At 60.9% G+C, this 19,747-nt stretch carries 18 protein-coding genes and 2 pseudogenes; 9 read left to right on the top strand and 11 right to left on the bottom strand.

What is annotated here, in order from left to right; genetic code table 11:
* Positions 1–9: 9 nt before the first annotated feature.
* The 7 genes from BSG19_RS19605 to BSG19_RS19575 form a co-directional block, all read right to left on the bottom strand.
* A complete protein-coding gene (locus BSG19_RS19605) occupies positions 10–1,413 on the bottom strand; it encodes a KpsE/RkpR family capsule polysaccharide export protein (RefSeq protein WP_092989717.1) in 1,404 nt (467 codons plus the stop codon).
* Between the two features lie 4 nt (positions 1,414–1,417).
* Positions 1,418–2,077, bottom strand: coding sequence for an ABC transporter ATP-binding protein (locus tag BSG19_RS19600; RefSeq protein WP_092989716.1), 660 nt, complete (start codon positions 2,075–2,077; stop codon positions 1,418–1,420).
* The gene (locus tag BSG19_RS19595; RefSeq protein ID WP_092989715.1) at positions 2,074–2,844 is read right to left on the bottom strand and encodes an ABC transporter permease; all 771 of its coding nucleotides are present in this window, start codon (positions 2,842–2,844) and stop codon (positions 2,074–2,076) included. Before BSG19_RS19595 ends, BSG19_RS19600 begins: the two co-directional genes overlap by 4 nt.
* A gap of 157 nt (positions 2,845–3,001) precedes the next feature.
* A complete protein-coding gene (locus tag BSG19_RS19590) occupies positions 3,002–4,462 on the bottom strand; it encodes a hypothetical protein (RefSeq protein ID WP_092989714.1) in 1,461 nt (486 codons plus the stop codon).
* Between the two features lie 6 nt (positions 4,463–4,468).
* Positions 4,469–5,683, bottom strand: a complete 1,215-nt coding sequence (locus BSG19_RS19585; RefSeq protein ID WP_092989713.1) for a hypothetical protein — start codon at positions 5,681–5,683, stop codon at positions 4,469–4,471.
* The gene (locus BSG19_RS19580) at positions 5,680–6,381 is read right to left on the bottom strand and encodes an SDR family oxidoreductase (protein WP_092989712.1); all 702 of its coding nucleotides are present in this window, start codon (positions 6,379–6,381) and stop codon (positions 5,680–5,682) included. The genes BSG19_RS19585 and BSG19_RS19580 overlap by 4 nt, the downstream gene beginning before the upstream one ends.
* Positions 6,374–7,120 (bottom strand): IspD/TarI family cytidylyltransferase, encoded by a 747-nt coding sequence (locus tag BSG19_RS19575; RefSeq protein WP_092989711.1) that lies wholly within the window; start codon positions 7,118–7,120, stop codon positions 6,374–6,376. The genes BSG19_RS19580 and BSG19_RS19575 overlap by 8 nt, the downstream gene beginning before the upstream one ends.
* Positions 7,121–7,342: 222 nt before the next feature.
* Between BSG19_RS19575 and BSG19_RS19570 the strand changes: the two genes are divergently transcribed.
* The 3 genes from BSG19_RS19570 (at position 7,343) to BSG19_RS19560 (ending at position 10,468) form a co-directional block, all read left to right on the top strand.
* Positions 7,343–8,455 carry a glycosyltransferase gene (locus tag BSG19_RS19570; RefSeq protein WP_092989710.1) on the top strand — a complete coding sequence of 371 codons (1,113 nt, stop codon included), beginning with the start codon at positions 7,343–7,345 and terminating at the stop codon, positions 8,453–8,455.
* A gap of 202 nt (positions 8,456–8,657) precedes the next feature.
* The gene (locus tag BSG19_RS19565; protein WP_210185402.1) at positions 8,658–9,827 is read left to right on the top strand and encodes a cytochrome b/b6 domain-containing protein; all 1,170 of its coding nucleotides are present in this window, start codon (positions 8,658–8,660) and stop codon (positions 9,825–9,827) included.
* Between the two features lie 56 nt (positions 9,828–9,883).
* Complete coding sequence (locus BSG19_RS19560) at positions 9,884–10,468, top strand: YceI family protein (protein WP_092989709.1); 585 nt, start codon at positions 9,884–9,886, stop codon at positions 10,466–10,468.
* Positions 10,469–10,520: 52 nt separating this feature from the next.
* Here BSG19_RS19560 and BSG19_RS19555 read toward each other — a convergent pair whose 3' ends face one another.
* Positions 10,521–10,940 carry a BA14K family protein gene (locus BSG19_RS19555; protein WP_092989708.1) on the bottom strand — a complete coding sequence of 140 codons (420 nt, stop codon included), beginning with the start codon at positions 10,938–10,940 and terminating at the stop codon, positions 10,521–10,523.
* Positions 10,941–11,184: 244 nt separating this feature from the next.
* Between BSG19_RS19555 and BSG19_RS19550 the strand changes: the two genes are divergently transcribed.
* Positions 11,185–12,306, top strand: a complete 1,122-nt coding sequence (locus tag BSG19_RS19550; protein WP_092989707.1) for a hypothetical protein — start codon at positions 11,185–11,187, stop codon at positions 12,304–12,306.
* A 38-nt stretch (positions 12,307–12,344) separates the two neighbouring features.
* On the opposite strand, the gene BSG19_RS19545 is transcribed toward BSG19_RS19550, so the two are convergent.
* Positions 12,345–13,247 (bottom strand): DMT family transporter, encoded by a 903-nt coding sequence (locus BSG19_RS19545; RefSeq protein WP_092989706.1) that lies wholly within the window; start codon positions 13,245–13,247, stop codon positions 12,345–12,347.
* 122 nt (positions 13,248–13,369) lie between these two features.
* Here BSG19_RS19545 and BSG19_RS19540 point away from each other — a divergent pair, with 122 nt between their 5' ends.
* A complete protein-coding gene (locus BSG19_RS19540) occupies positions 13,370–14,074 on the top strand; it encodes an ArsR/SmtB family transcription factor (protein WP_092989705.1) in 705 nt (234 codons plus the stop codon).
* Positions 14,075–14,095: 21 nt separating this feature from the next.
* On the opposite strand, the pseudogene BSG19_RS19535 reads toward BSG19_RS19540, so the two are convergent.
* Positions 14,096–14,716: pseudogene (locus BSG19_RS19535) on the bottom strand (ATP-binding protein); the annotation flags it as partial.
* Between BSG19_RS19535 and BSG19_RS19530 the strand changes: the two are divergent.
* The 3 genes and pseudogenes from BSG19_RS19530 to BSG19_RS19520 form a co-directional block, all read left to right on the top strand.
* Positions 14,717–15,214 (top strand): annotated as a pseudogene (locus BSG19_RS19530) (TOBE domain-containing protein); the annotation flags it as partial.
* A gap of 25 nt (positions 15,215–15,239) precedes the next feature.
* Entirely contained in the window at positions 15,240–16,028 is a 789-nt protein-coding gene (locus BSG19_RS19525; protein ID WP_092989703.1) for an inositol monophosphatase family protein, read from the top strand.
* 159 nt (positions 16,029–16,187) lie between these two features.
* Complete coding sequence (locus BSG19_RS19520) at positions 16,188–16,988, top strand: metallophosphoesterase (RefSeq protein ID WP_244529331.1); 801 nt, start codon at positions 16,188–16,190, stop codon at positions 16,986–16,988.
* A 114-nt stretch (positions 16,989–17,102) separates the two neighbouring features.
* Here the strand turns inward: BSG19_RS19520 and katG are convergent, their stop codons facing one another.
* Positions 17,103–19,289, bottom strand: coding sequence for a catalase/peroxidase HPI (gene katG / locus BSG19_RS19515; protein ID WP_092989702.1), 2,187 nt, complete (start codon positions 19,287–19,289; stop codon positions 17,103–17,105).
* A 365-nt stretch (positions 19,290–19,654) separates the two neighbouring features.
* On the opposite strand from katG, the gene BSG19_RS19510 reads away from it, so the two are divergent.
* A complete protein-coding gene (locus BSG19_RS19510; protein WP_092989701.1) occupies positions 19,655–19,744 on the top strand; it encodes a potassium-transporting ATPase subunit F in 90 nt (29 codons plus the stop codon).
* Positions 19,745–19,747 lie beyond the last annotated feature (3 nt).

Genomic DNA, 19,747 nt, shown 5'->3' with positions numbered 1-19,747 from the left:
GCGCGTGGCTCAGTTCCGGTCCCGGATATTGTACCAGGCCATGACGATCACCGTCCAGGCGAAGACGAGCGCCAGGAGGATCAGAGCGCTGTTGAGGAAACGAGCCGGGTACTGGGCACGTTCCGAAAGCGTCGGATCGAGGAAGGTGGCGAGGTAGCGTTGACGGTTGTTGGCGTCCTGCCGGGCGCTTTCGAGGCTCGAAAGAGCGGCGGTATAGGCGCGCTCGGCGAAATCGCGCTCCGTTTCCAGCGCCTCGAACCGTTGCAGGCGACCGGCGACCGGCAGCGTGTCGGTGGCGCTGCTTCCGCCGGTTACCGCCCCACCACCGCCAATCCGGCGGCGCTCGACGTCGATCTGCTGGCGGACGCTATCGATCTGGCTCTTCAGAACACGGATTCGGGGACTGTCCTCGCTCATCTCGGCCCGCGCGGTGCTCAGGCTCGTGTTCAGCTGGGCGAGTTGAAGTTCCATCGCGGAAATAAGCTGACCCGTGAGGCGGGCGCCCTCTACAGGATCGATCTCCTGCGTTTCGTTTCGATACTCGCGGACGGCCGTGCGCGCCTGCACAAGGCGCTGCTCCGCCGTCGTGATTTCCTGGCGCGCTTCCTCCAGCACGGTCGTGCGGGCATTGCGCGACAAGGTGTTGATCAACTCCTCGCTCTCCTCCAGCACGAAACGCGCGATTTCCTGCGAGTGGCGCGGCTCAAAGGCGTAGACGGTCAGATCCATGATGCCGGAGGTGTGGTCATAGGTCACATCCATCATGCGGCGCCAGTAACGCAACCGGTCTTCGAGCGGCAGACCCGGGCGCAGACCATAGACATAATCAAGGCCGCGGACGGCGTAGATGCTCTCGACGTCGAACTTCTGCTCGATCGCCCGCAACATGCGCTCGCTTCGAATGAAGTCGATGAGAATGTAGCTGTCGGAGGTGGTGTTGCCGCTGGAGGCCTGTGTGAACATGCCCAGTATGTCGGAAGAACCCGCAGAGTCGATGCTTCGGACCGCGAAGGATGCGCGGCTGTGATACTCGTCGGCCGCGATGAAGATCATGTAGATGGCGGAGGCGACGGCCGGAAGAAGGGCAAGGCAGAGGAAACTGGCGATGAGGCCTGCACGGCGGAGCAGCCATGAGCGTGGCGTGCGAATGACGGGACGCTGCTGATCGGTTTGCGTGGCAGACGCAGGCCGGGGCTGCGTCTTGACCGGCTCAGGGGCCGGCTTGATCTCGACGGGCAGCGCGGGAGCATCGGGCGCTTTTGCAACGTCCGGGCGGGGCGTGCCTTCGAACACACGCAGGTTTTCCTTCTTGTCCCGGCGCTCGGTTTTCTCTCTGTTCTTGTCCTTCCGGTCGTCCGCATTGTCTGAAGCGGACGTATCCTTCTTATGGTCGAGAGCTTCGATCTTGCCCATGAGCCTACCTCGCATCCATGTTTGCTTCGTGCACGCGGATGGCCTCCTCGATGTCATCGAAATAGGTGAGTATCCCCTGCTCCATGACGACGCCGCTGTGGCAGTATTCGCGGAGCGTTCCGATGCTGTGGGAGACCATGATGATGTCGGCCCGGCCGAGCTTGGCCGCGAAGGCTGCGTTGCACTTCTTCTTGAAATTTCTGTCGCCGACGGCGGTGACCTCGTCGATCAGGTAGCAATCGAAATTGATGCCCATGCTGAGGCCAAAGGCCAGCCGCGCACGCATGCCGGAAGAATAGGTGCTGACCGGCTCATGATAGAAAGCACCGAGCTCGGCGAAATCCTCGACATAATCGACCAGTTCAGCCGTCGTCGCGCCGTAGATGCGGGCAACGAAACGGACGTTCTGCGCGCCGCTCATCGAGCTCTGGAAACCGCCTTTGAAGCCGAGCGGCCAGGAGATCGTGCCGCTGCGGACGATGCGCCCGCTATCGAGGCGGTTCGTGCCGGCGATGATGCGCAGAAGCGTGGATTTTCCAGCGCCGTTGCGTCCGAGCAGTCCGACGCTCCGCCCGGTTGGAAGGGTCAAGTCCACTCCGGCGAGAATGGGGACCCGGCCGCCGTTGACGTTGACGGACTTCGTGGCGTTTCGAAGCTGGATCATTCGCTCCTCAACACGGAAGAGGAGACCGTGAAGACGGTCATGCCGACGATGAGGGCTGAGACGACGAAGAGGGTGAGGTACCCCATATCGAGCCCTGTTGCGCGGTAGGACGGATAGAATCCGGTCCGGAACAGCATCGTCACATGGACGAGCGGGTTGAGGAGCACGATGTCGCGATAGGGGTTGGGAATGGCATCCGGCAGGAAGAAGATGCCGGAGATCATGAACAGCGGCCGGTGGACGATATTGTAGATCTGCTCATAGAGCGGGTATTTCTGGAACATGACGTTGTTGAACAGCCCGACACTCACGCCGAGCAGGGCGGCAAGGGTTGCAGCCTCGATCAGCGGCGGGAACGTCACGGTCTGCGGCACGCGCAGGCGAAGCTGAAGAGCGGTCAGGACGATGGTGGCGACGAAGGCCGTCGTGATAATCTGCAAAATCGCCCGGGCAACGATCGTGTCGATGGGCGCAACGTTCGGATAGGTCAACAGGGAGCGGTTGGATTTGATCGCACTGTTCACATAATTGGCGGTCGCCTGATAGAAGTGGAAGCCGAGATAGCCGGTCGCGAAGAACAGGGCGAAGCTGGTTCCAAGCGCCGGCGTGCGCGTCAGCGTCTGGAAGATCAGCGTCAGCAGCAGAATATGGGCTGCAGGATCGAGCACGGCCCACACATATCCGCCCGGCTTTCGGCCGAACCGCACCGACATTTCACGAATCACGAGGGCAGCCGTCACGCGCCAGTGGACGACAATCATCTTCATGGCGTGCGGCCTTCGGGAATGCGGGATCCGGCCTGCGTCAGGTAACGACGGACATGCCGGATCCTGGAGGCCTGTTCCGCAACCCCTCCTGAATGCACATGCCGACGTCCGGCGCCGGATAGACGCCTGTGCGAGCCTGCCGGATGACGCGCCGATATCATTGGGCAGCCCCCGCCAAAGCGGGCCGGCCGGAGAGGCGATGCTGGTTCTCCTCCAGCAATTGCCGTTGGAAGGCCTGCTTGTCGAAGTTATCGAGAAGGTCGAGCGTCGTGCTGACGAACATGTCGACCGGCGACTGTTCGTCTTCCACCCCAAGCGCATAGGCGCGCCATTCCACCCGGCGCGCAAACAGCCGGTCTCCATTGCGAACCGCATCGATGACGGCGGGCAACTGCGTGAGAGCGGAATCAAGATAGTAGGCCGGACGGACGAGAGCATTGTCGCGCTCGAAAACCGCCTGATCGTCTGTCGGATCGATGACGGCGAAGGGCTTTTTGGTATAGAGCCAATCCCCAACAAGGCTGGTGACGTCGGAGATCATGAATTGTGCGGCGTCAATACAGTCGTTTGCCGCGGGCAGAAGGCCCTGAAAACGTTCATGATTGGAAATGAGATGACCGGAAGCCGCGCCAGGCCTGTCGGATGCGGCATTCGCGGCGACCATCCTGTCGGCGATGGCGTCGATGATCGCGCTGTCCTCCGTGCTCTTGTAGGAGAGCGGATGGGGACGGAAGATGACCCGGAAGCCGGCTTCCATCAGGCGATCCACAATCTCGATGGCTCTCGGCATGGAAGACAGGTTCTGGTCGGCGTAAACGCCGGACCACGTGGGAGCATAAAGGACTGTATCGATCGCGTCGCCTGGGCGATAGGCGGCTGACAGGGCACCCACCTGCGGCCGGCTGACGATGCGGAATTGCCGATCGTCGATGAAGACGCCATTGTTGTGGTAGCGGTCGATGGCGAGTTGCCCGGAGACGTAGAGGATATCGTACATCTTGCAGACCGGATTGAAGCTCGTGGGCTTGTCACTCTCGCCGTGCAGCATCTGTATGTGCAGCTTGTCGTTATACCGGACCATGTGCATGTTGCGCATGCCGTTATTGACGTAAAAGACAGCCTTGAGCCTCTGCCCGGACAGGGCCTGATCGACGTCGGTGATCGACTTCAGGTAGATAGCGTTGATCCCGAGATCGCGAAGCTCCTTGGCCGAGTCCGCCTGCCTCGCGACGACCACGAAAGGACGGTCGAGCATCTTGAGAAAGGGCAGCCACATCGTGACCTGATAGGTCGTCTTTGCCGGAGCGTCGTAATAGAGGATGAACTCGCAGCCGGCAAAGACCGCGCGCATCATGTCGGCTTCCAGCATGACCGGGGTAACCTTCAAGGCGATCTTGCGGCCCTTCTTCGGTGCGACCTTGGGCAGGCTTCGCAGCACGATCTGCGGCCAGATCCGCCGTGTGAAAACGAACCCGCCGAGATCCAGAACGACGATGTAGAACACGACCGCCGCAATCGCCGTCACGACGAGATCGAGGCGGAAGACAAACACGCAGACAGCCACGAACAGGGCGAGCAGCACGCTGCGGATAATGATATCGGTAAGCTTCTTCTTCATGACGGCCTATGGTCTCCAATAGGTGTTGTCCTGGAGGTATCGATTCAGCCAAGCGAAGCGTTGCGCGGCAGATTGTGACGGCAGTGCCGTATCCGCGTAAGAGAACACCAGTTGCCGGTGGTCGATATCGACTTGCGCATGGGCTGCGGCATAGGTCTCGATCAGCCTTTGGACTTCGCCGGTTCCCTCGCCGAAAGTCAGCATCTTGAAGCGATAGACCGCGGTCAGATCCTCGTCGTCCGGCATGTGCGTGTTGGAAGGTTTGCGGATGACGATATGCGGAATGCCCTGCTTCAGACAGATGGCTTCCATGCCGGAGATGTCGACAACCGCCAGGGATACGGGATAGCGCAGTTCCGTCGCGGCGTAGATGTCACGCCCGAAGATCATGGTGAGGATGAGGTGTATCCGGTAGTTGATCGCCTCGTTGACCACCTTGACCTCGAATCCGAGCGATCGCAGCGACTGGATGTTGCGCACGAGCTGCCGGATATAGGCGAGGTCGCGCATGCCGTAGTTGGGATGGGGCTTGATGAGGATGCGGCGGGTTCCGCAGGCCTCGGCACAGCGCTTCGCCACGCCGTAGCCATAACCATCCTGTGCACTCGAGTAGTTTTCACTCGGCAGGCTCGTTTCCCAGGTCGGTGCGTAGAGCACCCAGGCTTCGCGCGAGAGCGGGGCTGCCGCGAGATAGGGCATGTCCTGCACGAGCGTGTCACCCATCTGAACGAGGCGTCCCTGTGCCACTTCGCGCTCGGTGAAGATCTTGAGTTTCAGGTAGCGGCGGCAGGCGAGCGTCCCCGCTACGAGAACATAGTCATATAGCCGCGCGGAAGGGCGGAAGGAGGATGTCTTGTTGCTCTCGCCATGCAGGGTCAGAACGTGCTGGACGGAACGGTCGGAAACCACCTGCGCGTTTGCCTGGGCTGCGAAAGGGTAGAAGACGACGCCCTGCCCGCCTCCTTGACCGCTGCCCAGCTGTTGCGAGGGACTGAATTGCGACACCCGCGTGATCGGCGGTAGAGATCCCGGTGCCTCGACCGGCGCATGGCGCTTTTCCATGAACATGCGACGGCGCAGCAGGATCGGCACCGAGGCCCGGTCAAAGAAGCCGCTGCGGTAGAACGGGAGGACCTGATCGATGGCATTGGGCATGGGACTGTCGATGTAGACGCAGGACGCCTTCGCTTTCACATCCGTTGCCGCCTGCCCGCTCGTCACGTCCGGACCACCAGGTTCTGACTGTCGATGAGATGGCCGACCTCCGAAACGAGCACGGAGATGACACGCGCGACGTCGGAAGGCTGCATGATCGTGGCGGGGTCTTCATCCGGCGCCAGCGTCTTTCTCAGATCGGTGGCGCAGCGACCGGGGGAAACGCAGACGACGCGGGTGCCGTACACCTTCAACTCCTCGCGCAGCACCTCCGTCATGTTGATGAGGCCTGCCTTGCTGGCGGAATAGGTGAGCCAGCCAGGCCGGCCGTTGATGCCGGCCGTCGAGGCGATATTGATGACGAGGCGAGGCGGCTGGCCGCGTTTGATCAGCGTCTGAACGATCGAGAACGGCGCGACCAGATTGGTCTTCAGCGTGTAAAGGAAGTCGTCGATATTGATTTCATTCACGCTTTTCGGATTGGTATAGCCGGCATTGTTGACGACCGTATCCACCCGGATATTGCGCCTGGCGAGTTCGTCCATCGCGAATTCGAGCTGGTCGCGGTTGCCGATATCGGCGTAGAGCGGGATGAAGTTTTTGTCGGGATAGAGCGACGTGTTGCGCTCGATGAAGCGGCCGTACTCATTGCTGCGGCGCGCGATCGTCACGAAGGTGCCGACGTCTCGCTCCCGCGCCAGTTGCTCCACGATGGCGGCGCCGATGCCCTTGGACCCGCCCGTGACTAGAATGGTTTCACTCATCGATTCGATATCCTTGAAGAACTGATTCCGCGAACCTGAAATCGTCGCCTGTGGTGATCTTGATGTTGGTGTTCCAGCCGGGCTCGAAGAACACGTCGAAGCCGCCGACTTCGGCGCAGAGCATCGCGTCCTCCGTGTAGATGAGCCGGCGACGGCGCGCCTCTTCGTGCGCCTTGGCGAGGTGGGTGCGCGCGAATTTCTGCGGCAGCTGGATGTTCATGGTCGTGTCGCGATCCACCCGCGCCAGAAGCTTGTGGGATTGCGGATCGACGCTGCACATCGAGAAGTGAATCGGCTGGCAATAGCTGACGTTTGGCCGCTCGGTGCGGATCAGGCTGACGATCTTGTCGGGGCTGATCACCGGGCGGGCGGCCTCGTGCAGGATAACGTGATCGTTTCGCGCATTCTCCACCAGAATACGGGTCGATTCCTGTCTCGTCGCTCCGGTCGGCACGATCATATGATCCTTGCTGGCTGCGTAGGCCTCAAGGATGTTCTCGGTCTGCTCTTCGAAGCCGGGCGGACAGTTGACGATGATCTCGTCGATCTCGTCCACCTGAATGGCAGCGATGATCGCATAGGCGAGCATCGGATGGCCGTTGATGAGGTGAAACTGTTTCGGGTAGCTCAACTCCGTTCGGCGACCGACACCGCCCGACAGGAGAAGAAAACTGAATGTGCTGCCGCGCGCCATACCTGTCCATGCCCTCAAGGCGACATGAAGATGAAGCATCTTCATGTCTAATCTGTCACATATCTGTCATATTGGATCACACATTCAGAATTAAACAATGTACGATGACGTACTAATCATTTCTATTTAGCCTATATTTTATATCACTTAGATTATCCGGCCTGTACGCCACCGTACCATTCTATAGGGATGCCTGTTTTCTGTTTGATATGGCCGGGCTAAGCTGCAACTTTCCGGAGTAACCGGAGTTGGTGCAGCAGCGCCTTCATGCCTTTCAGGCTTCCGGCGAAGTGTCAGGGGCAGGAGGAGGATGACGTGGCGGCAGAGGGTGGAGGCTGGATCGACGGGCAGGCGATACGACGCTTCGCCCATAGCGTCGCCGTCTTCATCGCAGGCGATGCCAATATCTTTTTCCCCGCTCTGGTGGCTCTTGCCAGCGTGGAGGAGCACAACCCCCGTCGTTTCCGCAAGTTCATCTGCTTCGACAAGAGTGGACTGACCGCCGACATGATTCGGCTGATGGCGCGTTACGATATCGAATTCGTGGATGCCAACGCCGTCCCAACCTATGAGAGTGTCAAGCGTCTGGTCCCGATGAAGGAAGGCAAATGGCCGCCGGAAATCATGCTGAACTGGGCGCTTCCGGAATACTTCGCTACACTTGGATATGACTACTCGGTCAAGATGGATTACGATGTCCTTTGCATCAATCCCTTCACCGATTTCGAGATGTTCACGACCGGGCAGATCCTGTTTTCTGCCCTCTACAGCAAGGGCTCTACCTTCGTTCCCGCAGCGGCGAGCCGCACCATCGAAAGCCGGACCGGATTCCGCTGCACCTTCGAGCGCGCCATCAATGCCGGCGTAGCCGTGTTCGATAATCGGCTGGCGGCGGACTATCGCTTCTTCGAGAGATATGCGGCTCTCTATGCGCTCCTGGTCGAGCAGTGCCCGGAACTGCCGACACTCGAACAGGTGGCGCTGGCCATCATCGCCGCCAACCTCGGCCAGGGCTTCTTGCCCCTCGATTCTCGCTATAATCACCGGATCCGTCAGTTGCGAACGGTGCAGGATTTCACCACCGACATCATCATCATCCACTATCTGACACGGCACAAGCCGTGGCGCCCGATGACGATCAGGGACGTGCGAAAGCTGACAGGTGCAGATATCCCTGTCCTGCCGTTCTACCGGTCAATATGGCTCGACTTCGCGTCGAAAATTGAAGGCTTTCACCGCTATTGCAACGAGCGGCCCTATAGCTCGACGGAGGTTCTGTGCCTCGCTCTGGCTGTCTTCAAGGAGCAAAACCGGATCAAGGATGCGGCCCGGCAAGCCGAGCCTCCGACAGTGCTCAAGCGGCTGATCGGCGGCGCGTAGCGAGAGCACGAACTCTGCAAGCCGCAAAGTCTATGCACGCACGTCGCGTGTGATGACCGACATCGGACTGAATCTCCAGATCTAAAAGCTGATCAATCTATCGTGACTGTTCGCAAAGAGTGAACAGTATGTCTGCACTCTTTCGGGTTCTCTTATAAGAGGTGATGTGCTCTGACAGGGCACGACATCGGAGACACCCCGCGTGAAGCATAACAGTTCTACGGCTTACGGAAGCGTGTCCCGCTTTTTCCATTGGGCGACAGCCGTCGTCATCAGTCTGAACATCGCAATGGGCTTCATCGCGCACCGATCCTCCATGGAGGCGGTCGATGCGAAGGTTCTCTATTTCTCGATCCACAAAACCCTTGGCGTTCTCGCTTTCACGCTGGCTCTCGCCCGTATCTGCTGGACGCTCTTTCAGTCGCATCCTGCCCCTGTGCACCCCGAGCGGCGCCTCGAGGTTTTCGTGGCCAACGTCGTTCACTGGATGCTCTACGGTTCGATGCTGCTGGTTCCGCTGACCGGCTGGATCGAGCATGCCGCAACATCGGGATATGCACCGATCCTCTGGCCGTTCGGGCAGGATCTGCCGCTGGTGCCGAAGTCCAACGAACTGGCACAGCGAATGGCGGCAACGCATCAGCTTCTGGCCTGGACGCTCTGTCTCGCCATCGCTCTGCATGTAGCGGGAGCTTTGAAGCACGCCCTGATCGATCGCGACGGCGTTTTCCAGCGAATGGCGCGCGGGAGAAATGCCGGCCAGACCACAGGTCTGGCGCGCACCGGATGGAGTTCCGCAGCAGCATTCGGACTGGCGGTCGTGGCTTTCTCGGGCGTGGTCTTCGCATCGCAGATCGGTGCACGTTCACCATCGTCACCGGCATCGAAACTGCAGGCCGCGCCATCGGAGTGGAAGGTGACCGGGGGTACGCTCGGCTTCAAGGTGAAGCAAATGGGAACGCCGGTTTCCGGCTCGTTCTCCGACTGGACGGCCTCTATCGCTTTCGACGAGGCGACAGGCACCGGAAACGTCAAGGCCGTCATCAACCCCGCAAGTGTTACCCTCGGAAGCGTCAGCGACCAGGTGAAGGGTCCCGGCTTTCTGGATGCGGCACAGCATCCACAGGCCCTGTTCACTGCGCAGATCCAGCGACAAGGCACGGACTACCTCGCCATCGGGACCTTGAACCTCAAGGGCATCGAGATACCCGTCCGGCTGCCGTTCAAGATGACCATCAAGAATGGCGTCGCGGATATGTCCGGTCAGACGATGCTCGACCGCCGCGACTTCAAAATCGCTGAAAGCTATGCAGACGAAAAGACGGTCGGCTTCGCAGTCGAGGTCGATATTTCTCTCCAGGCAAAGCACTGATTCACCATTCCATTTCCGTCTGCATTCCGCGGATGGCACGAACGAAGGACAAGATCATGATCACCAGAACCAAATATGCTGTCTTCGCGTCGGCCCTGCTTCTCGCCGGTGCTGCTCATGCAGAACCGAAGGCCTACACCTTCGATGCCGGCCACAGCCAGGTCGTCTTCTCCTACCAGCATCTGGGCTTTTCGACGACGAGCGGAATGTTCAGCGGCATCACCGGCACGATCAACTTCGATGAAGCCAAGCCCGAGACATCGACGGTCACCGTCGAGTTCCCGATCTCCTCGCTCCAGACGGGCGACGCCGGCCGCAACAAGCACTTCCAGTCTGCCGACTTCTTCGGCGGCGAAGGCAAGTCGCCGAATGTGAGCTTCAAGTCGACCTCGATCAAGGTCACGGGTGAGAAGACCGCGCTGATCACCGGCGACCTGACGCTGAACGGCATTACCAAGCCTGTCGTGCTGGATACCGTTCTCAATCAGCAGGGCCAGCATCCTATGGAAAACAAGCCGTGGATCGGCTTCAACGCGACCGCCACAGTGAAGCGCACAGACTTCAACCTCGGAATGTTCGCGCCTGCCGTCTCCGACGACGTAGCCGTTCGCATCTCCGTCGAGGCAGGCGCCGCTCAATAACATAGACATAGGGCGCAGACCCCTCGGTCTGCGCCCTATGCTGCTCACGCTCCTAGCGGCAAACGCGACGCGGGCCCGAGTTGGGCTGATAGGTGTTGTCCGACGCGCGATACGAACGATAGCGGGCAGCACAGCTGCTGCGGTTTTGCGAAGCGATCGCGCCGCCGATGATGGCACCAGCGGCAAGACCGCCGATGATTGCGCCGTTGTTGCGGTGACGACGGTCGTAGCGCCGGTGATCGCTGTACCGGTCGCGGCGATCATAGCGGCCGCTATAGCGATGACCGTTGCGCTGGTTGTGCCGGCGGATGATGCGCCGCTCTTCCCGATACTGAACCTGCTGCGCATCCGTCGAGCCTGCACCGGTCGAGCTTGCCGATGATGTTACGGGCCGCACGGGGAAAGCCTGTGCCGGCACAAAACTGGTGAGCGCCGTGACGAGGGAAATCAGGATAATCGCGAGTCTTTTCATGATGCCTTTTCCAATTATGATAGGTCGCACATAGGGCGTAAGCGGCGCGCGGTAAGGCTTATGGCGAGCGCAATCCCGGGGATGGGGACGACGATCCGGCATTCAGCTACCCAGCGATACAAGAAGCAGATGTGCTGCCGATGAAGAGCCGGTATCACGACCTTGGACATAATCCGTCCGCCATGTCGATCTATTCGTCGAGCATTGCCGGCGAAGGCGAATGGATAAGGGCTGGAGAATGACAATGAAGACGTTCCTGTTGCGCTCGGTCGTGGCACTCATGACGTCGATGGCGGCGTCCATGGCCACGGCGCAGCCGCAAGGCTTTGGTCCCATTGCGGATTTCATGACGATGGATGTGTGCACGGGACCTGATGGAAACGCCGTCGCCGGCGTACCCGGAGACAAGGATTGCCGGCGGCACCGGGATATCGCGCCCGGGGAAACCCCGCCCTACACCTTGCAGAACTTCCCGGCCCCCACCTCGGGATGCGCAGCGGGGCCGGTGTCGAAAATCAACGTCCCCGTCTCCCGCTTTCATGAAACGCGCATCGTCAGCTCCACCCTTCGCCAGGTGCCCTGCAGCGCGGCGCCGCCCGAGGAGGATGACGAGCTTGAGCGCAACGGCGCCTCGATCCAGTGGCATGACGACCAGTACGGGTTCATCATGGGCAGCTACAGCCCGGTTTCCCTGTCTTCCTTCGAAAGCGACCTTTGCGCCGCGAACAGGCAGAGCTCCCGGCGCTTCTTTCGCGGTTGGGTGATCGGCCCGGCTGATGTTCCCGCCCTCGGCGCAACGGGCTATGGCATGTTCCAGACGAAACTCCAGAAAGGAGCAGCTTCCGCGAACATGGGTGCTTGCGCGCTGCGCTATTCCCGCGCCCTGACCACATGGGCCGTCGAAAAGGTCAGTTACACATCCGGGCGCGCGCTGGTCTCGGTGATTTCAAGTCATTACTCCCGCGGAGCCCCGGACGGGCAGAGCCCCGGTGATGCAATGCAGATGGAGCAGACGTTCTGGACGAGAGAATTCGGGCTGTCGCGCTGGGAAAAGTGGGCCCGGGAGGACTGGGTCCACCCTCGTTCTGGCAAGTCCGCGGCGGATCTTGCCAAGCAGCTCGTCGCAGCCGGGAGGTGTAGTCCACCTCTTCATTCACCGGTCGCATTCACGCCGGCAATGCAGATCAGCGGAACGGATGATGGAGCAGCTGTCTACCGTCGAGTGGTCAGCAATCCCCTCACCGGCGAACAACACGCGTGGGTCATGACCCTTTGCGAAGACTATACCAACGTCTCCCCCTTGGCCGACGGCGGCAAGGTGCTGAACCGTGTCTCAGCACTCGCCGATGACGGTTATTGGGAGTAGGCGGCGCAAGCCCGCGCCGTTCGCGAACGGGACCGCTCTCATCTTCCCCGCGCCCGGCGAGCCGGCATCGTCATCGCGATGACGCTCGCGACCACGAAGACGAGGCCCAGCAAAGCATTCGGGTTGGGCGTTTCACCGAGGAACAGAACCCCGATACCGACTCCGATCGGGACGCGAAGATAAGCTTGCGCCGTGGTGCCGACAGAGCCCAGCCTCTGCAAAAGCGTGAAATAGAGAACGAAGGCGAGCGACGTGGAGAAGATGGACAAAGCGAGAAGAGCCCAGATCGATGACATCGCAGGCGCAAGCGTCCAGGGGTGATCGACGAGGAGACTGACGGGCAGCAGGATCACGCCGCCCCAGATCAGCGAGCCTGCCGCCGGCATCATCGGATCGAGATCCCGGAAGGTCCGGCCGAAGGTGACGGCGCCTCCGTAAGCGACGGCCGCAAGGATGATGGCGAACTGCGCAACGACGCCGGTGCCGAGCCCCGCAAGAACGGACGGACCGACCACAAGGCAGATCCCGAGAAGGCCGAAGACCACGCCGAACAGCTTCGGGACTGTAACAGCTTCATGACGCGTGATGAGGGCGTTGATCAGAAAGGCAAAGACGGGTGTCAGCGCGTTCAGAATGACCGCCAGCCCCGCGTCGATATGCTGCTCTCCCCAGGCAATCAGCGTAAAGGGGAGAACGGAGTTCAGCACGGCCTGTACGATGAAGCGGTGCCTATTGCGGCGATCCGTCGGCAGCTTCAGTCCGCGCATACGAAGAACGACGAGAAGCAGACTGCCCGCAATGATCGTTCTTGCGGCGATGAGCGTAACGGGCGGGATCGTAGCGACGCCGATCTTGATGAAGCTGTAGGAGGCTCCCCAGAGAGTGGCGAGGGCCAGGAGCATCAGAAGGCTAATGGCAAGTCGGGGCTGTTGTTCGGGCATATCAGGTCCACGTCGTTGATATCGATAGGCCAGACCCTTACAGGTTTCCAGACGCCGACGCTTCGGCCATCGCCGAAATATCCCGGCCTGACACGCAGCGAACAAAACGATAGTCTCGGGCCATGATCGACCTTCCCACCGGCAACATGATCGCCCAGGCGGCCCATCTCATGGGCGACCCCGCGCGCGCCAATATGCTCGCGGCCCTGATCGGCGGCGAAGCGCTGACGGCAGGCGAGCTGGCGTCCCACGCAGGCATCACGCCGCAGACGGCGAGCGGGCATCTTGCAAAGCTTCTCGACGGACGGCTCGTCGCGGCCGAGCGGCAGGGACGCCATCGCTATTTCCGGCTCGCCTCCCCCTCCGTCGCGCACGTGCTGGAAGGTCTGATGGGGCTGTCGCAAACGTCGCCGGCCTCGCCAGCGAAGCGCCACGGGCCCCGCGCCGAAGCGATGCGATGGGCAAGGACATGCTACGACCACATGGCTGGCCGCATTGCCGTGGAGATTGCCGCAAACTTCGAGCAGCGAGGGCTCGTGCATAGATCGGAGGGCGTAGGCGTCCTCTCAGCCGAGGGACATCGCTTCTTCTGCGATTTCGGTATCGACCTTGCCGGGATCAGCCCGTCGAAACGTCCACTCTGCCGCATGTGCCTCGACTGGAGCGAACGCCGGCCGCACATCGCAGGAAAGCTGGGCGCGGCGATGCTGACGCGAACGATCGAACTGGGATGGGTGGTACGAAGGCCGAATACCAGGACGCTGACGATCAGTGCCACCGGTCGTCGCGGGTTCGCAGATATGCTGGGTCAGCCTCTCTCCCCATAGCGCTCCGCATAACAGCGATCCTCACCCCGTCGCAGCGCCTGAAAACGTATCGAACCTCTGGTCGGCAAATGTGAGCGTAACGCGTGTACCTTCCCCCAGTCGCGACTGGATGCTCGCATCTCCGCCGGACTGACGAACGAAGCCATAGACAGTCGCAAGGCCTAGACCGGCGCTCCCGTTCTTCATACGCGTCGTGAAGTAGGGTTCGAAAGCCTTGTCGATGGCTTCCGGCGTCATGCCAATACCCTCGTCGGAAACGGAGACGACGACGGATGTGCCATCATGGGTCGCCGAAATGGTGATCTCGCCGCCATGGAAGGCCTGCAAGGGAAGCTTTCGGGACGGACCGCCGCGGCCAACGAGCTCGATTACCCGCCGGTTCATCGCCTGCGGCTTGCCGGCTACATCGAACAGAGCAATTCCCTCATTCATGCTGCGAAAGATCGCGCGGATCGTCTTCGCTGCCGTATCTGCCTTTCGGCGCATCTGGCTGACGCGGTCGACGCTTTCGCGGAAGGCGCTGAAGGCCTGCACCAGCCGGATCAGCTCCGTCTCGTTGCCGCGATAGCGCGGGACCGCGATGTGCCTCTGCCCGCCGGCCAGCGCATTCATGCCGGCCGAGAGATCGACGATCCCGCGCGAGGCTTCACCGCCGTCTACGTCACGCACGATCAGGACGAGGCGCTGGCCGTCTCCGACCGCATCATCATCATGAAGGACGGCGTGATCGCGCAGGAGGGCTCGCCTCGTGATCTCTACGAAGCGCCGGCGTCCGCCTTCATCGCCGACTTCATGGGTGAGGCGAACGTGGTCGCCTGCGATGTCATCCGCGTCGAGGGGGCGGATGCGACCATCCGCATCGGCGCGCTCGAACATCGCGTGCCCAGCCGCAATGCCCGGCCGGGACCTGCCAAGCTTGCCGTGCGGCCGAACTCGATCACGCTGGAGCCGGCGTCGAGTGCCGCCCTCCCCGGGCGCATCACCCATGCTGCCTATCTCGGCGATCATGTGGAATATGAGGTGGAAACCGGCACCGGCCGGCTGTTTGTGGTCAATCCCGCCGTGAAACGGGCGCTGCCGCCTGCAACAGATGTCGCTGTGGGCTTCAAAGGGCGCGGCATTGCCATTATCAACGACTGAACCGTTCGCACGACAAGGACTTCTCATGACGCATGATCTCGACGCCCGCTTTACTCTGGCGCAGACGATTGCCCGCAACGCCGGTGCTGTCGCCCTTGATTATTTCAACCGGCGGGAAACGCTGGTCATCGAAACCAAGCGCGATGCGCAGGACGTCGTCTCGATTGCCGACCGCGAGGTGGAAAATCTCATTCGCGCTGGAGTGGCCGACATATACCCTGAAGACGGTTTCCTCGGGGAGGAGTATGGCCTTGCCGCGGGGACTTCCGGCTACACCTGGGTGGTCGATCCCATCGACGGCACCAGCCCCTTCGTCAACGGCATGCCCAACTGGTGCGTCTCCATCGCCGTCCTCTTCGACAGCAAGCCGGTGATCGGCGTGATCTTTGCGCCCTGCTTCGACGAACTCTATGCCGCGGCCACAGGCAAAGGCGCCGTGCTCAACGGCCGGGTATTGCAGCTTGATCCGTCGCGGACCATCCGCAACGCCGTGACCGGCATCGGCGCCAACAACCACGTCACACCGGCCTTTGTCGGGAAAATGGTGGAGACCCTGATGGAAGCCGGTGGCAATTTCATCCGCAACGGCTCCGGAGCGCTGATGCTCGCCTATGTCGCGGCAGGCCGGCTGGTCGGCTATTATGAACCTTACATGCACGCCTGGGATTGCCTTGCGGGATATTGCCTCGTCTCGGAAGCCGGCGGCTGGCACCACCCTTTTCCGGTCGATGGCGAGCAACTGACCCGCGGCTCCCCGGTCCTCGCCGCAGCTCCCGGCGCCGTGGAGGATCTGCGCCGCATTGCCGGGGTATAGAGACTCCTTTGTCTCGCGATACGCTTGAATGGCATGTCGTTGAGCCGCTCGCTTTCGATGGTGCGTCAGGGGAGAGATGGCGTATACGGTATCGCCACCCCGGATGGCTTCGCTTCGGTCTCGTCCCTGCTCCCGTTCCAGCTGCTCGCCTTCGGCCGGATGATGTCCCGCAACCATGTTTTTCCGGCAGGAAAGAGAGTGATGACGACAGATAGCCGACCGCCCGACATCTACGCGATCGCCGACATTCACGGCCGCGCGGATCTTCTTGAAGTGATGCTTGCCTATATCGCAGAAGGCGCGGCAGCCCATGCTTCGAAGCCGGTCGTGATCTTCCTCGGTGACCTTATCGATCGCGGCCCTGACAGTCCCAAGGTCATCGATCAGGTCTGCGCAACTCTCGAACTCTATCCGGGCTCCCGGCTGATTCTGGGCAACCATGATTATTACCTGCGCGAACTTCTGCGCGGCACACTCACCAGCGAGGACGCCGTCAACTGGCTGGACTGGGGAGGTGTCGCGACATTGAGCGCGTATTCGGACCGACCGGTGCCGGATCTCGATAATATTGCCGCCGACATCCGGCACAGGTTTCCCCATCATGTCGATCTGCTGGAAAATGCCCTGACCTTCAAGGAGATCGGGCGCTTTTGCTTCGTTCATGCGGGAATACGCCCCGGCGTGGAGCTGATAGATCAGGACGCATACGACCTGCGCTGGATCCGGGCCGGCTTTCTCGACCATCTGGACCTGTTTCGCCACATCGTCCTGCATGGCCACACGATCACAGCGTCGCTGCGACCTGAAATCCATTCCAATCGCATAGCCCTGGACACAGGAGCGTATCGAACGGGTCGACTAAGCGCAGCCGTCATCAGAAGCGACGAGCTTTCCCACTTTGTTTGCACCGAACTGACCACAGAGGGTGGCATAAGCATTGGCGAGTGGCGTCCGGAATAACGGGTCTGCTCTGTCGCAGCATCGGAAATCCATCAGCCTTCGATGAGGAAACTCCAGAGGAAACTCCAGAGGAAACGACCCGCCTGAGGTCTCGGCTCAGGCGGGTCTCGGCATTTATGCCGCCAGATCGAAGCGATCTGCGTTCATGACCTTGTTCCAGGCCCCAACGAAGTCGCGCACGAACTTCTGCCTTCCGTCGGACTGGCCGTAGACTTCGGCAATCGCGCGAAGCTGCGCGTGTGAGCCGAAGATCAGATCGACGCGGGTACCGGTCCACCTGGCAGCGCCCGTCTTGCGGTCGCTCCCCTGATAGACGCCCTGCTTGCCGGCGACCGGAGCCCAGACCGTTCCCATATCGAGCAGATTGACGAAGAAATCGTTCGTCAGGGTCTCAGGCTTGTCAGTCAACACACCATGTTCCGGTTGGCCGACCGCGAGCACGCGCAGGCCGCCGATCAGCACGGACATTTCCGGTGCTGTCAGTGTCAGAAGCTGGGCACGATCGACGAGCGCTTCCTCCGCCTGCATGAACTGCGTCTTGTTGCCGTTCACATAATTACGAAACGCATCGGCGCGGGGTTCGAGCGCTCTAAACGAGTCCGCATCGGTCTGCTCCTGCGAGGCATCCATACGGCCAGGTGTAAACGGTACGCTGATATCGTTGCCTGCAGCCTTGGCCGCCTTCTCGATACCCGCAGCACCGCCAAGCACGATCAGGTCGGCGAGCGAGATCTTCTTGCCGCCGGCCTGCGCCGTGTTGAAGCTCTGCTGGACGCCCTCCAGAGCAGCCAGAACCTTTGCGAGCTGTGACGGCTGGTTGGCTTCCCAATCCTTCTGCGGAGCAAGCCGGATCCGGGCGCCGTTGGCACCACCCCGCTTGTCGGAGCCGCGGAAGGTCGAAGCGGAAGCCCAGGCTGTCGAAACCAGCTCCTGCACCGAAAGACCGGTTGCCAGAACTTTTTCCTTGAGGCTTGCGATGTCGGCGTCATCGACCAAGGGGTGATCGACCGCCGGTATGACGTCCTGCCAGATCAGGTTCTCGGCCGGCACTTCCGGACCGAGGTAACGCGCCTTCGGACCCATGTCGCGGTGGGTCAGCTTGAACCAGGCGCGCGCGAAGGCGTCGGCGAATTCGGCCGGGTTTTCGAGGAACCGGCGCGAAATCTTTTCATAGGCCGGGTCGAAACGCAGGGCCAGATCGCTTGTCAGCATGGTCGGCAGCTGCTTCTTCGACGGGTCGAAAGCATCCGGAATGGAAGCTTCGGCATTCTTTGCAACCCATTGCTTGGCACCGGCAGGGCTTGTCGTCAGTTCCCATTCGAAGGCGAACAGGTTTTCAAAGAAGTAGTTGCTCCATTGTGTCGGCGTTTGCGTCCAGGTCACTTCAAGGCCACTGCCGATCGCATCACGGCCGATACCGGTGTTGAACTTGCTCGCCCAGCCGAGGCCCTGCGCTTCCAGTTCGCCACCTTCCGGATCGATGCCGACGAAAGATGCGTCGCCGGCGCCGTGAGTCTTGCCGAACGTGTGGCCGCCGGCAATGAGCGCCACGGTTTCCTCGTCGTTCATCGCCATGCGGGCGAAGGTGTCGCGAATGTCGCGTGCCGAGGCGAGCGGATCGGGATTACCGCTTGGGCCCTCCGGGTTGACGTAGATTAGGCCCATCTGCACGGCGCCGAGCGGCTCTGCCAGCTCCCGCTCACCGCTGTAACGCTCGTCGCCGAGCCACGTACCTTCCGGGCCCCAGTAAAGCTCTTCCGGCTCCCAGACATCGGCGCGGCCGCCGGCAAAACCGAACGTCTTGAAACCCATGGATTCGAGCGCAACATTGCCCGTTAGGATCATCAGATCGGCCCAGGAAATCTTGTTGCCGTATTTCTGCTTGATCGGCCACAAGAGACGGCGGGCCTTGTCGAGATTGACGTTGTCAGGCCAGCTGTTGAGAGGTGCGAAACGCTGCTGGCCCATGCCCGCACCGCCGCGGCCATCGGTGATGCGGTATGTGCCGGCGCTGTGCCAGGCCATGCGGATAAACAGGCCGCCATAGTGACCAAAATCTGCCGGCCACCATTCCTGGCTGTCGGTCATCAGGGCGTGAAGGTCCTGCTTCAGGGCATCGAGATCGAGCGTCTTGAACTCTTCGGCATAGTTGAACGCGTCGCCCATCGGATCGGAGCGAACGGAATGCCCGTGAAGGATCTGGACATTGAGCTGGTTGGGCCACCAGTCACGATTCGACCGGCCGCGCGGCGTATGTGCGACTGGACATTTGCCGGCGCCGTCGTTGACTTTTCCGTCCATGTAAGCGTCTCCGTTCTAGAAATGCGATGTTCCCTCGGGAAGGAACGTATCGGATATTGCCCCGAAGCGAGAGCTGGACGTTGAAGCAGGTCGGTGCCTCGCCCAGAATGACGCCTCGAGTAGGATCGAACCGAACTTAAGGGAACATCTTCTTCCGATCCAGAGCTATGAACGCCCGATGTTCTGCGGACGCCCCTGTTGCAGCCAGGGCCACATGCTCGCAGCCCATGCTGCACGGAAATCCATATAGAATCTTTATATCTTCGTCAGTGTGTCCGTCTCGAATTCCTACGCGTATCAGCCGCATGGTTCATCCGTCCCCGGCGCCTCAACGCGCCGGGTTTTGATAGAACGATAGGTGCGACATGACATTCGACTATATCCTCAGCGGTGGCGTGACCGTCTTCATCACGGTCTACCTCGCCTATGCGCTCTGGCGGCCCGAGCGCTTCTAGAGC

The organism is Rhizobium sp. NFR03 (genome assembly GCF_900111275.1).
Lineage (GTDB): Bacteria > Pseudomonadota > Alphaproteobacteria > Rhizobiales > Rhizobiaceae > Ferranicluibacter.
This window is presented reverse-complemented; position numbering and strand designations above follow the sequence as displayed.